A 12,541-nucleotide genomic window follows, 5' to 3' on the forward strand; every position below is an offset into this window, starting at 1 on the left:
CTTGCCATGACAAGAAGCAACCGTGAGAAACAGCAATGAACTGGACCTGGTTTCACAAGCTCGGCTCGCCCAAATGGTTCTATGGCATCAGCGGCAAACTGCTGCCGTGGTTGAGCGTCGCCGCGGTGCTGCTGATCGGCATCGGCCTGGTCTGGGGCCTGGCCTTTGCGCCACCGGACTATCAGCAGGGCAACAGCTTTCGCATCATCTATATCCATGTGCCCGCCGCCATGCTGGCGCAGTCCTGCTACGTGATGCTGGCGGTATGCGGCATCGTCGGCCTGGTGTGGAAGATGAAGCTTGCCGACGTCGCCCTGCAATGCGCCGCGCCCATCGGGGCGTGGATGACCGCCGTGGCGCTGGTCACCGGCGCGATCTGGGGCAAACCCACCTGGGGTTCGTGGTGGGTGTGGGATGCGCGGCTCACGTCGATGTTGATCCTGCTGTTCCTGTACTTCGGCCTGATCGCCCTGGGCAATGCGATCAGCAACCGCGACAGCGCCGCCAAGGCCTGCGCGGTGCTGGCGATTGTCGGCGTGATCAACATCCCGATCATCAAATACTCGGTCGAGTGGTGGAACACCCTGCACCAGGGCGCCACCTTCACCCTCACCGAAAAACCGGCAATGCCGGTGGAAATGTGGGCACCGCTGCTGCTGATGGTGCTGGGCTTCTACTCCTTCTTCGGCGCCGTGCTGCTGATGCGCATGCGCCTTGAAGTGCTCAAGCGTGAGGCTCGCACCAGCTGGGTCAAGGCCGAAGTTCAAGCCTGCCTGGGAGCGCGAGGATGAGTTTTGCTTCTTTCAGTGAGTTTCTCGCCATGGGCCATCACGGCCTGTATGTCTGGACGGCCTATGGCATCTGCCTGGCGGTGCTGGCCCTCAACGTCGCCGCGCCGCTGCTGGCGCGCAAGCGTTACCTGCAACAAGAGGCGCGTCGTCTGCGCCGGGAGACCGAACAGTGAATCCGCTGCGTAGAAAGCGTCTGTTGATCATTCTCGCCATCATGGCCGGCGTCGGCATTGCCGTGGGTCTGGCCTTGAGTGCCTTGCAGCAGAACATCAACCTGTTCTACACCCCGACCCAGATCGCCAATGGCGAAGCGCCGGTCGATACGCGCATCCGCGCTGGCGGCATGGTCGAAAAGGGCTCCTTGAAGCGTTCCGCAGACTCCCTGGATGTGAGCTTCGTGGTCACCGACTTCAGCAAATCCGTGACCATCACCTACCGTGGCATCCTCCCGGACCTGTTCCGCGAAGGCCAGGGCATCGTCGCCCTGGGCAAGCTCAACGCCAGTGGCGTGGTGGTGGCCGATGAAGTGCTGGCCAAGCACGATGAAAAATACATGCCGCCGGAGGTGACCAAAGCCCTCAAGGACAGCGGCCAATCCGCCCCAACCCCTGCCAAGGAGGGCTGAGTCATGAACGCCGCTTTGTTTATTCCCGAACTCGGCCAGTTGGCGATGATCCTCGCCCTGTGCTTTGCCATCGTCCAGGCCGTGGTGCCGTTGCTCGGTGCCTGGCGCGGTGACCGCCTGTGGATGAGCCTGGCGCAGCCGGCCGCCTGGGGGCAGTTCGCGTTCCTGCTGTTCGCCTTCGGTTGCCTGACCTACGCATTCATGACCGACGACTTTTCCGTCGCCTATGTCGCCAATAACTCCAACAGTGCACTGCCCTGGTACTACAAGTTCAGCGCCGTGTGGGGCGCCCACGAAGGTTCGCTGCTGCTGTGGGCGCTGATCCTCGGTGGCTGGACCTTCGCCGTGTCGGTGTTCTCCCGCCAATTGCCGCAGGTCATGCTGGCGCGGGTGCTCGCGGTGATGGGTATGATCAGCATTGGTTTTTTGCTGTTCCTGATCATGACGTCCAACCCGTTCAGCCGCATCCTGCCGCAGATCCCCATGGACGGGCATGACCTCAACCCGCTGCTGCAAGACATCGGCCTGATCGTGCACCCGCCGATGCTCTACATGGGCTATGTCGGCTTTTCCGTGGCCTTTGCCTTCGCCATCGCCGCCTTGCTCGGCGGGCGTCTTGATGCAGCCTGGGCGCGCTGGTCGCGGCCATGGACCATCGTCGCCTGGGCCTTCCTCGGCATCGGCATCACCCTCGGCTCGTGGTGGGCGTATTACGAACTCGGCTGGGGCGGCTGGTGGTTCTGGGACCCGGTGGAGAACGCCTCCTTCATGCCCTGGCTGGTCGGCACCGCGCTGATTCATTCGCTGGCCGTCACCGAAAAACGCGGCGTGTTCAAGAGCTGGACCGTGTTGCTGGCCATCGCGGCATTTTCCCTCAGCCTGCTCGGCACGTTCCTCGTGCGTTCGGGCGTACTGACGTCGGTGCATGCGTTTGCTTCCGACCCTGCGCGCGGCGTATTCATCCTGATCTTCCTGCTGTTTGTCGTCGGCGGTTCGCTGACCCTGTTCGCCCTGCGCGCGCCAGTGGTCAAGAGCCAGGTCGGCTTTAACCTGTGGTCGCGGGAAACCTTGTTGCTGGGTAACAACCTGGTGCTGGTGGTGGCGGCGTCGATGATTCTGCTCGGCACCCTCTACCCCCTGGTGCTGGATGCCTTGAGCGGCGCCAAGCTGTCCGTCGGCCCGCCGTACTTCAACGCCTTGTTCATTCCGTTGATGGGCCTGTTGATGGTGGTGATGGCGGTCGGTGTGCTGGTGCGCTGGAAAGACACCCCGGTGAAATGGCTGGCCGGCATGCTGATGCCGGTGCTGCTGGGCAGTGTGGCCCTGGCTGTGATCGCCGGGGTTGCCTACGGCGACTTCAACTGGGCGGTGCTCGCCACCTTCCTGCTCGCGGCCTGGGTGTTGCTGGCCGGCGTGCGCGATATCGCCGACAAGACCCGCCACAAGGGCCTGATCAAAGGCCTGCCGACCCTGACCCGCAGCTACTGGGGCATGCAGATCGCCCATATCGGCATCGCCGTCTGCGCCCTGGGCGTGGTGCTGTCGAGCCAGAACAGCGCCGAGCGCGACCTGCGCCTGGCGCCCGGCGAGTCCATGGACCTGGGCGGTTACCAGTTCATCTTCGAAGGCGCCAGGCACTTTGAAGGACCGAATTTCACGTCAGACAAAGGCACCGTACGCGTGGTGCGCAACGGTAAGGAAATCGCCGTGCTACACCCGGAAAAACGCCTGTACACCGTGCAGAGTTCGATGATGACCGAGGCGGGCATCGATGCGGGTTTCACCCGTGACCTTTACGTGGCGTTGGGTGAACCCCTGGGCGATGGCGCCTGGGCAGTGCGCGTGCATGTCAAACCGTTCGTGCGCTGGATCTGGTTCGGTGGCTTGCTGACCGGGTTGGGTGGCTTGCTCGCAGCGCTGGACCGGCGGTATCGGGTCAAGGTCAAGAGCCGGGTGCGTGAAGCCCTCGGCATGGGAGCGGCGGTATGAAGCGTGGGTTGATGGTGCTGCCGCTGGCAGCGTTCCTGGTGGTGGCAGTGTTCCTCTATCGCGGCTTGTACCTGGACCCGGCCGAGTTGCCGTCGGCCATGATCGGCAAGCCATTCCCGGAATTCTCGCTGCCCACGGTGCAGGGCGACAAGCAACTGACCCGCGCCGACCTGCTGGGCGAGCCGGCGCTGGTCAACGTGTGGGGTACCTGGTGCATCTCCTGCCGCGTCGAACACCCGGTGTTGAACAAACTCGCCGAGAAGGGCGTGGTGATCTATGGCATCAACTACAAGGACGACAATGCAGCAGCCTTGAAATGGCTGGCCGAATTTCACAACCCGTACCAGCTGGATATTCGTGATGAAGACGGCAACCTCGGCCTGAACCTCGGCGTCTATGGCGCTCCGGAAACCTTCTTTATCGACGCTAGAGGCGTGATCCGCGACAAGTACGTCGGCGTGATCGACGAAGTGGTGTGGCGCGAGCAACTCGCCGCCAAGTACCAGGCCCTGGTCGACGAGGCCAAACCATGAAGCGTCTGTTAGTCGCAGCTTTACTGGCGCTGGGCCTGGCCGGTGTGGCCCACGCCGCCATCGACACCTACGAATTTGCCAATGACGGTGATCGCGAGCGTTTCCGCGAGCTGACCAAGGAACTGCGCTGCCCCAAATGCCAGAACCAGGACATCGCCGACTCCAACGCGCCCATCGCCGCCGACCTGCGCAAGGAAATCTTCCGCATGCTGGGGGAGGGCAAGGACAACCAGCAGATCATCGACTTCATGGTCGACCGCTACGGTGATTTTGTGCGCTATAAACCGGCGCTTACCGGCAAGACCGCGCTGCTCTGGTTCGGTCCCGCCGGGCTGCTGCTGACTGGCGTGGTGGTGATGGCCGTTATCGTGCGCCGTCGTCGCGCCGCACCTGCCGATGGCAGCGACGCGCTGTCCCCCGAAGAGCGTAAACGTCTCGACCAATTGCTGGACACCAAGACCGATGATTGATTTCTGGCTCGCAGCCGGCCTGCTGCTGTTGATTGCCCTGAGTTTCCTGTTGATCCCTGTGCTGCGCGGCCGTCGTGCCCAGCGCGAAGAGGATCGCACCGCGCTGAACGTGGCGCTGTACCAAGAGCGCGTCGCCGAACTGCAAGTGCAGCGCGACGACGGCGTCCTGGATGCGGCGCAACTCGATACCGGCCGCGCCGAAGCGGCGCGTGAGCTGCTGGCCGATACCGAAGGTGTGGACAAGCCTCGTGAATCACGCCTGGGCAAGCCGCTGCCATTGTTGGCGGCGTTTCTCGTGCCGGTGCTGGGCGTTGCGCTGAACCTGCATTACGGGGCGAGCGACAAGGTCGAGCTGACCCGCGAGTTTTCCCAGCCGCCGGTGTCGATGGCCGACATGACGCAGCGCCTGGAACGTGCCGCAGTGGCCCAGCCGGATTCAGCTGAAGGCCTGTACTTTCTAGGGCGCGCCTATATGGCCCAGGATCGCTCCGCCGATGCCGCCAAGGTGTTTGAACGCAGCGTTGCCTTGGCCGGTCGCCAGCCCGAGTTGCTCGGGCAGTGGGCCCAGGCGCAGTATTTTGCTGACAACAAACAGTGGTCGCCCAAGGTTCAGGCGCTGACCGACGAAGCCCTGAAGCTCGATCCAAAGGAAGTTACCAGCCTCGGCCTGCTCGGTATTGCCGCCTTTGAAGGCCAGCGCTATCAGGAGGCTATCGACTACTGGAATCGTCTGTTGGCGCAACTGCCGCCCGACGACAATTCCCGTGTGGCGCTGCAGGGCGGTATCGATCGCGCTGCGCAAAAGCTCCGGGAGAGCGGCGGCACTGTTGCGCAAAAGGCGGTGCTGAAAGTGCGCGTGGACCTGTCCGCCGACGTGAAAGCCAAGGCCCTGCCGGGTGACAGCGTGTTTATCTTCGCCCGCGCCGTCAGCGGCCCGCCTGCGCCGCTCGCGGCCAAACGGGTCACCGTTGCCGAACTGCCCGTCACCGTGGAACTGAGCGATGCCGACGCGATGATGCCGCAGTTGAAACTGTCCAACTTCCCTGAAGTCCAACTGGTTGCGCGCATATCCCGGGCAGGTGTTCCAACCGCTGGCGAGTGGATCGGCCGCAGCCAACCCTTGGCCAGCAGCATGACTGCGCTGCAGCAGCTGACCATCGACAGTCCGGACAAGTAATTTAAGGAAACGCCCATGAACGCATTTGCACGTATGACCCTGCTCAGCCTCGTAGTGGGATTGAGCGCCTGTGCGGTTCACCGGCCACCTCCCGGCCCCACCGGCCCGACCATCCCACCGTCGGGCCCGTCGACCCAACCCGACACCAAACCCTCCGGCCCGGTAACCCCGCCGCCAAAACCGCTGCCGAGCAAATCGCCGACCTTCGCCCCACCCCCAGGCGCCGCCAGCCACTGGGACGGCAAGATGCAGGTGTACGTCCTCGACGACCAGCCCGACACGTTCTACCGCCAGCGCACCTACTACCGCTGGAGCAACGGCTGGAGCCGCTCCATCAGCCCGAACGGGCCGTGGGAAGAGACCAGCGTGCAAGGCGTGCCGCCAGGGCTGAGCAAGCAATACGCGCAATGACAAAAGGCGACCTTCGGGTCGCCTTTTTCTTGCCTCTGATTGATCGTTCCCACGCGGAGCGTGGGAACGATCTTGTTATCAAGCTACAGGACACTCCCGGTTCAACGCCTCATTCACCAACAACTGTGCAATTTCCATCATCTGCACGACCGCCAGCACCTGATTGCGGCCTGAGCCATCCAGATGCTCGGCGCAGTCGTACGCACAGACTGTCGCCGACTCCAGCATTTCGCTGGCATTGCTTAACGCCGCTTCGGTGCCGAGGCCGGGTCGGACGGTGAAGATGAGGTTGGGTGAGGTTTGTGAAAGGTCATCCGATTGGAATGATGGGGGATTTGGCGTAACTTTTTTCATGCGGTCAGTCTCCATTCAGTTGGAGCTCACCACGTCCGCGACCAAGCAGAAGGGTGGCGAGCTGTACGCAGGTTGGTCGACCAGGGAATGGAAACCCGGCAGGGCCCTGAGCCCTCCCGCGCACAGCCCGCCATAACGCGAGCACAAGAATGCCGCTTGCGCGGCACTGTGCGCCATTCTAACCCAGGCGACCAAGCCTGATCGCTGATGAGCAGCGACTGCGAGAGGCTAACGGTGCGTTATAGCAACTGCAAGCCACGCAGATCGTAGGAAAGTTCCTGGCTGGCTCAAACGTTGCGCCGTTTTGATCGTTCCCACGCTCCGCGTGGGAATGCATCCCGTGACGCTCCGCGTCACCAGTGCGCAAAAAGCAGGACGCGGAGCGTCCAGAGCGGCATTCCCACGCAGAGCGTGGGAACGATCCTGGCTGGCTCAGCTGTTGCGCCGTCTGAGTGGTGACGAGTAAGCAGCGCAGCCATCCACCGCTGTCACCGCTCACCCTTTCCCGGTAAGGTGACCACCGCCGGCCTGGCTGCCGGGCAATCGCTGGATATACTCTGCGGTACCAGGCAAACCGGGCCAGGGGCCAACCCATGCGAAAACAAGCAAAGAGAGTGGTGTGATGGCAGGCAGGTTGATCTATCTCATCGGACCCTCAGGTTCGGGCAAGGACAGCCTGCTGGATGCCGCACGCCCCCGGTTGGCCGAGCGTGGTTGCCGCATTGTGCGCCGTGTGATTACGCGCTCGGCGGAGGCGGTGGGCGAGGCGGCGCAAGGCGTGAGCCCGGCGCAGTTTGCAGCGATGCAGGCGCAGGGCGCGTTTGCCCTCAGTTGGCAGGCCAATGGGTTGTCCTACGGCATTCCCAAGGAGATTGACGAGTGGCTGGCGGCCGGGGAGGACGTGCTGGTCAACGGCTCCCGTGCTCACTTGGCGCAAACCCGTGAGCGTTATCCGACGCTGCTGGTACTGCTGCTGACTGTTGATCAGGCCGTACTGCGCCAGCGCCTGGTCGCGCGCGGTCGTGAGTCCCTGGCGGACATCGAGGAACGTCTGGCGCGCAACGCGCAGTTCACCGAGGCGCTGATCGCCGCCAATGGCGCGGGTTTGTTCGTGCTGGATAACTCCGGCCCGCTGGAACATACGGTCGCGCGCTTGCTGTGCTGCCTGGACCACGCGCACTCGGCTTGAGCCTGAAGCGGCGCCGAACCTCTCATCAATATCCGGTAAAACAACCGTCAGTCAGGCTTGGCGATTCTGTGCTTGAATAAATATAACTCTAGGGTTACGTTTATTCAGTCCGAGCCAAGGAGGCGACGGTGCAAAGCAGGCTATTGATCAAGGAGTTGCTGGAAGCGGGCTGGGTGCTGGATCGGGTTACCGGCAGCCATCACCTTTTCACCCACCGCTATAACCCGTACACGATACCGGTGCCCCATCCGAAGAAGGATCTGCCGTTGGGCACTGTGAGAAGCATCAGGAAACGCGCCGGGCTGTTTCAGTTTTAAGGAGAGCATGCATGCAATACCCAATCTGTATCGAATGGGGCGATGACTTCACCGCCACCGGTATCCAGATCCCCGATATTCCGGGCGCCGTCACCGCCGGGGACAGTTTCGAAGAGGCCTACAACGCGGCCGTGGAAGTGGCGCACCTCATGCTGCAGGAGATTGCCGCAGAGGGCGGGGTGATTCCAATGCCAACCTCGGTTGCCACTCATCACGCCCATGAAGACTACGCCGGTATGGGCTGGGGCATGTTGGAGCTGGATATCTCGCCCTATCTGGGCAAGACCGAGAAGGTCAATGTGACCTTGCCCGGTTATGTGATCCAACGCATCGACCGTTACGTGCGTGAACACAACGTCAAAAGCCGCTCGTCATTTCTGGCGGATGCGGCTTTGGAGAAGTTGGTGCGTTCTTAAGCGTTGGCGACCGTTACCTGCCGCGACGCACTGAGGAACCGCAACAACGCCACCAGTGGGAAAGCACTGCCCACCAGCATCACGCCCAGCCAACCGCCGTGTTCGTACACGCTGCTGGCAATCGCCGAGCCTAAGGCACCGCCAATGAAGATGCTGGTCATGTACAGCGCGTTCAGGCGGCTGCGACTATGGGCGTCGAGGGCGTAGACGGCACGCTGGCCGAGGACCATGTTCATCTGCACGCAGAAGTCCAGCACGACGCCCGTTACCGCCAGGCCGATCACGCTGTACAGCGGGTGCACGAAAGCCGGCAGGAAACTCAGCGCGCCCAGCAGCATCGCCAGCAACGAGGCGCGGTGGGTGTGACCGGCATCGGCCAGCCGCCCGGCGATGGGCGCGGCGATGGCACCGATGGCACCGACCAGGGCGAAGATCGCGATCTGGGTCTGGCTGAGGCCGTGGTTGCGCACCAGTTCCAGTGGCGCGGCGGTCCAGAACAGGCTGAACGCGGCAAACATGCAACCTTGATAAAACGCACGCTGGCGTAACACCGGCTGCTCACGCAGCAAGGTACCCAGCGAACCCAGCAACTGGCCGTAACTGGCGCTGTGCGTCGGTTGGCGCTTGGGAATGGTCAGCATCAACACCACACTGATAAACGCCATCAATGCCGCCGCCGCCATGAACATCGCCCGCCAGCCGAAGTGGTCCGCCACCACGCTGGACACCGGTCGCGCCAGCAGAATGCCCAGCAGCAGGCCGCCCATGATGCTGCCGACCACCCGGCCACGGGATTCGGCAGGCGCCAGGTGTGCGGCCAACGGGATCAGGATCTGCACCGACACCGAACTGAAGCCGATCAGCAGTGACACCAGCAAAAACAGGTTGGGCTGCTCGGTGAACGCGGCGCCCAACAAGCTGGCGATGGCCACCACCGTGGTGATGATCATCAGCCTGCGATTTTCCAGCAGGTCCCCCAGCGGCACCAGGAAGAACAGGCCCAGGGCGTAGCCGATCTGCGTGAGCGACACGATCAGGCTGGCCATTGCCGGCGTGAGGCCGATGTCCGGCGCGATCAGTTCGATAATCGGCTGCGCGTAGTAGATGTTGGCGACAATGGCGCCGCAGCAAAACGCAAACAGCATGACCATGCCTCGGGTCATGGTGCCGGCAGCGTGGGGGGTAGCATTCATGGGGTTCTCATGCAGGCGAAGGACGATGGGATGAGAGAGTAAAGACATCGGCCGGCGCTGAGTAGGCCGCTTGTGGTGATAACTGTCATGCCGCGAAATAATGATTCAACGCCAAACCAATGTGGGAGGGGGCTTGCCCCCGATAGCGGAGTGTCAGTCAATATATATGCTGACTGACCCACCGCCATCGGGGGCAAGCCCCCTCCCACAGTTCTGACTGTGTTTATTCAGCCCGAACGTTTATTGGCCGGTGTAAATCTGGTCAAACACCCCGCCATCGTTGAAGTGGGTTTTCTGCACGGTGCGCCAGTCACCAAAGGTCTTCTCCACCGACAGGAAGTCGACTTTCGGGAAACGGTCGGTGTACTTGGCCAGCACGTTCGGGTCACGCGGGCGCAGGTAGTTGTTGGCGGCGATTTCCTGGCCTTGCGGCGACCACAGGTACTTCAGGTAGTCTTCGGCGGCGGCGCGGGTGCCTTTCTTCTCGACCACTTTGTCCACCACCGACACCGGCGGCTCGGCCTCGGCGGACACGCTTGGGTAGATCACTTCGAACTGATCACGACCGAATTCACGGGCGATCATTTCCGCTTCGTTCTCAAAGGTCACCAGCACGTCGCCGATCTGGTTGGTCATGAAGGTGGTCGTTGCGGCCCGGCCACCGGTGTCGAGTACCGGCGCTTGTTTGAACAGCTTGCCGACAAAGGCCTTGGCTTTTTCTTCGTCGCCGCCGTTCTTGAGCACATAGCCCCAGGCCGACAGGTAGGTGTAGCGGCCGTTACCCGAGGTCTTCGGGTTGGGCACGATCACTTGCACGCCATCCTTGAGCAGATCCGGCCAATCTTTCAGGGCTTTCGGGTTGCCCTTGCGCACGATAAAGACAGTGGCCGAGGTGAACGGCGCACTGTTGTTCGGCAGGCGGGTGACCCAGTTGTCCGGTACGAGCTTGCCGTTGTCGGCCAGGGCGTTGATGTCGGTCGCCATGTTCATGGTAATCACGTCCGCCGGCAGGCCGTCGATCACCGAGCGCGCTTGTTTGCTGGAGCCGCCGAAGGACATCTGCAGGGTCAGCTTGTCATTCGGGTGCTCGGCGTCCCAATGCTTCTGGAAGGCGGCGTTGTAGTCTTTGTAGAAATCACGCATCACGTCGTAGGAGACGTTGAGCAGAGTAACCGGAGCCGCCTGGACGGCGCCGGCCAGGGCCAGGCCGGCGGCCAGGAGGGAGGCGCTGAGGATGTTTTTCACTGCTCATTCCTTGTTGTTCGAGAGAAGGGGGAGGCACAATGCCAGCGACTATAGCCGGGGCTGCATAGTCGCTTAAAGATTAAAAAGAACTTTGCTTATTCCACTTTCTTAAAGAGGTTACTGCCACAGCGTGAACAAAACGCCGCACTCGGCTCGTGGCTGTTCTTCTTGCATACCGGGCAGTCGGTCTGCAGCTGTTCACCGCGCATGGCACTGGCCAGCTCGGCGGTGAATATCCCGGTCGGCACGGCAATAATCGAGTAGCCGGTAATCATCACCAGCGAGGAAATCACCTGGCCCAGCGGGGTCTTGGGCACGATATCGCCAAAGCCCACGGTGGTGAGCGTCACGATCGCCCAATAGATGCCCTTGGGAATGCTGGTAAACCCGTGCTCCGGGCCCTCGATCACGTACATCAGGGTGCCGAACACTGTCACCAGGGTGCACACGCTGACCAGGAACACCACGATCTTCTGTTTGCTGCCGCGCAGCGCCGCCATCAGGTAGTTGGCCTGCTTGAGGTACGGACTGAGCTTGAGGACGCGGAAGATCCGCAGCATGCGGATGATGCGGATAATCAGCAGGTACTGCGCGTCGCTGTAGTACAACGCGAGGATGCCGGGCACGATCGCGAGCAGATCCACCAGGCCGTAAAAACTGAAGGCGTAGCGCAAGGGCTTGGGCGAGCAGTACAGGCGCAGGCCGTACTCGATGGCGAAGATCAGCGTGAAGCCCCACTCGATGTAGGCCAGCACGTCAGCGTAGTTCTGGTGAATTTCGTCGATGCTGTCGAGCATCACGATCACCAGGCTGGCGAGGATGATCAACAACAGGATGCCGTCAAAGCGCCGCCCGGCGACGGTGTCGCTTTGGAAAACCATCACGTAGAGCCGCTGGCGCCAGTCGTTGTTGCTGTCCATAAATCCCGCTCGAATTGAATATCGGCAAAGCCTAGGGGGATTCGTACGGACTGTCCATGCGCGGCTTGCGCAGTATTCGCTGGCTGGCGCGCACCAGCCAGCAGGTCAGAATGAAGGGCGCCGTCAGCGCCGGCAGGTGCAGGGCGGCGAAGCCGGGGGTGAGCATGATTGCCAGGACGATGCCGATCAGCGGCAACCAGGGCTCGCGGCGTGCCTGGCTCAGTGCCAAGGCGGCGAGCGCCGGGTTATAGCTGTGCAGGCCGAGCAGGGCGCCGCTGGTTTCGCCCAGCAGCAAGGCGACCGGCACGCCGGCGATGGCACCGGTCAGTGCCCATAAGGCGGCGCGCCGATCAGCCAGCAGCAGGCCGAGCGCAATCAAGGCTCCCGCCAGGGGCTGGTCCAACAGCATCACTTGCGCCAGGCCGGTGAATGGCGCAGCGATTACCGTCAGGGGCTCGGGCTCGCTCAGGGCCAAGGTCGCGGGCGCGATGTTGCCCAGCAACAACCAGCCCAGGCTGACAAAGGGTGTGGTGTAGGCGGGCAGATCCTGGGGGTGGGCGGCGTATTTCGACCACTGCCGCACCAGCATTGCGCTCAAGCCGCCACAGGCCAGGATCAGCGGCGGCACCAGGGCCGACCAGGCGAGGTGCTGGCTGATCAACACGCCCAGCAATACGCCGTTGTAGCTGTACAGCCCGGCCTGGCGTTCAGCCTTGGGGTAGCCCCGGCGTTGCGCCGTGAGCAAGCCTGCGACGCCACCCAGCAATGCGCCGCCGAGCAACCCCGGCGCGCCGATCAGAATCGCCAACAGGCACAGCAGGCCGCACAGCGGATGGCGCTGGAGAAAGATCTGGCTGAAGCCGTTGAGCAGGGCTTCGGCCCAGTCGGGGCAGGTTGGATTGTGCATTGGG

General features: G+C 62.4%; 16 protein-coding genes. 11 read left to right on the forward strand and 5 right to left on the reverse strand.

All coding sequences use genetic code 11. The features are described from left to right. Window positions 1-35: 35 nt before the first annotated feature. From BOP93_RS08610 to BOP93_RS08645, 8 genes are read left to right on the forward strand one after another with little or no spacing between them, the layout of a single operon-like run. The gene (locus tag BOP93_RS08610) at window positions 36-791 is read left to right on the forward strand and encodes a heme ABC transporter permease (RefSeq protein WP_104502273.1); all 756 of its coding nucleotides are present in this window, start codon (window positions 36-38) and stop codon (window positions 789-791) included. Next, window positions 788-964, forward strand: coding sequence for a heme exporter protein CcmD (ccmD, locus tag BOP93_RS08615; protein ID WP_104502274.1), 177 nt, complete (start codon window positions 788-790; stop codon window positions 962-964). Before BOP93_RS08610 ends, ccmD begins: the two co-directional genes overlap by 4 nt. Next, window positions 961-1,416 carry a cytochrome c maturation protein CcmE gene (gene ccmE / locus BOP93_RS08620; protein WP_065894757.1) on the forward strand — a complete coding sequence of 152 codons (456 nt, stop codon included), beginning with the start codon at window positions 961-963 and terminating at the stop codon, window positions 1,414-1,416. Before ccmD ends, ccmE begins: the two co-directional genes overlap by 4 nt. Window positions 1,417-1,419: 3 nt before the next feature. After that, window positions 1,420-3,405 (forward strand): heme lyase CcmF/NrfE family subunit, encoded by a 1,986-nt coding sequence (locus BOP93_RS08625; RefSeq protein ID WP_104502275.1) that lies wholly within the window; start codon window positions 1,420-1,422, stop codon window positions 3,403-3,405. After that, complete coding sequence (locus BOP93_RS08630; protein ID WP_104502276.1) at window positions 3,402-3,938, forward strand: DsbE family thiol:disulfide interchange protein; 537 nt, start codon at window positions 3,402-3,404, stop codon at window positions 3,936-3,938. The genes BOP93_RS08625 and BOP93_RS08630 overlap by 4 nt, the downstream gene beginning before the upstream one ends. Further along, on the forward strand, window positions 3,935-4,408 hold the full coding sequence (locus BOP93_RS08635; RefSeq protein WP_104502277.1) for a cytochrome c-type biogenesis protein: 474 nt from the start codon (window positions 3,935-3,937) through the stop codon (window positions 4,406-4,408). The genes BOP93_RS08630 and BOP93_RS08635 overlap by 4 nt, the downstream gene beginning before the upstream one ends. Continuing rightward, window positions 4,401-5,585, forward strand: coding sequence for a c-type cytochrome biogenesis protein CcmI (gene ccmI, locus BOP93_RS08640; RefSeq protein WP_104502278.1), 1,185 nt, complete (start codon window positions 4,401-4,403; stop codon window positions 5,583-5,585). The genes BOP93_RS08635 and ccmI overlap by 8 nt, the downstream gene beginning before the upstream one ends. A 15-nt stretch (window positions 5,586-5,600) precedes the next feature. Next, a complete protein-coding gene (locus BOP93_RS08645) occupies window positions 5,601-5,996 on the forward strand; it encodes a hypothetical protein (RefSeq protein ID WP_065898045.1) in 396 nt (131 codons plus the stop codon). Window positions 5,997-6,074: 78 nt separating this feature from the next. Here BOP93_RS08645 and BOP93_RS08650 read toward each other — a convergent pair whose 3' ends face one another. Continuing rightward, window positions 6,075-6,350, reverse strand: a complete 276-nt coding sequence (locus tag BOP93_RS08650; RefSeq protein ID WP_104502279.1) for a DUF6124 family protein — start codon at window positions 6,348-6,350, stop codon at window positions 6,075-6,077. A gap of 622 nt (window positions 6,351-6,972) precedes the next feature. Here BOP93_RS08650 and phnN point away from each other — a divergent pair. From phnN to BOP93_RS08665, 3 genes are all read left to right on the forward strand, one after another. Further along, a complete protein-coding gene (gene phnN / locus BOP93_RS08655; RefSeq protein WP_104502280.1) occupies window positions 6,973-7,539 on the forward strand; it encodes a phosphonate metabolism protein/1,5-bisphosphokinase (PRPP-forming) PhnN in 567 nt (188 codons plus the stop codon). A 128-nt stretch (window positions 7,540-7,667) separates the two neighbouring features. Beyond that, window positions 7,668-7,856 carry a type II toxin-antitoxin system HicA family toxin gene (locus tag BOP93_RS08660; protein WP_065934378.1) on the forward strand — a complete coding sequence of 63 codons (189 nt, stop codon included), beginning with the start codon at window positions 7,668-7,670 and terminating at the stop codon, window positions 7,854-7,856. An 11-nt stretch (window positions 7,857-7,867) separates the two neighbouring features. Then, on the forward strand, window positions 7,868-8,272 hold the full coding sequence (locus BOP93_RS08665; RefSeq protein ID WP_065894766.1) for a type II toxin-antitoxin system HicB family antitoxin: 405 nt from the start codon (window positions 7,868-7,870) through the stop codon (window positions 8,270-8,272). Here BOP93_RS08665 and BOP93_RS08670 read toward each other — a convergent pair. The 4 genes from BOP93_RS08670 to BOP93_RS08685 form a co-directional block, all read right to left on the reverse strand. Then, the gene (locus tag BOP93_RS08670; protein ID WP_104502281.1) at window positions 8,269-9,465 is read right to left on the reverse strand and encodes an MFS transporter; all 1,197 of its coding nucleotides are present in this window, start codon (window positions 9,463-9,465) and stop codon (window positions 8,269-8,271) included. The two genes, BOP93_RS08665 and BOP93_RS08670, sit on opposite strands and share 4 nt — an antisense overlap. A gap of 240 nt (window positions 9,466-9,705) precedes the next feature. Then, window positions 9,706-10,710, reverse strand: coding sequence for a sulfate ABC transporter substrate-binding protein (locus BOP93_RS08675; RefSeq protein WP_065894770.1), 1,005 nt, complete (start codon window positions 10,708-10,710; stop codon window positions 9,706-9,708). A 95-nt stretch (window positions 10,711-10,805) separates the two neighbouring features. Beyond that, window positions 10,806-11,630 (reverse strand): ion transporter, encoded by an 825-nt coding sequence (locus BOP93_RS08680; RefSeq protein ID WP_104502282.1) that lies wholly within the window; start codon window positions 11,628-11,630, stop codon window positions 10,806-10,808. A gap of 31 nt (window positions 11,631-11,661) precedes the next feature. After that, a complete protein-coding gene (locus tag BOP93_RS08685) occupies window positions 11,662-12,537 on the reverse strand; it encodes an urea transporter (RefSeq protein WP_104502283.1) in 876 nt (291 codons plus the stop codon). Window positions 12,538-12,541 lie beyond the last annotated feature (4 nt).

The organism is Pseudomonas orientalis (assembly GCF_002934065.1).
Classification (GTDB): Bacteria; Pseudomonadota; Gammaproteobacteria; order Pseudomonadales; family Pseudomonadaceae; genus Aquipseudomonas; species Aquipseudomonas orientalis_A.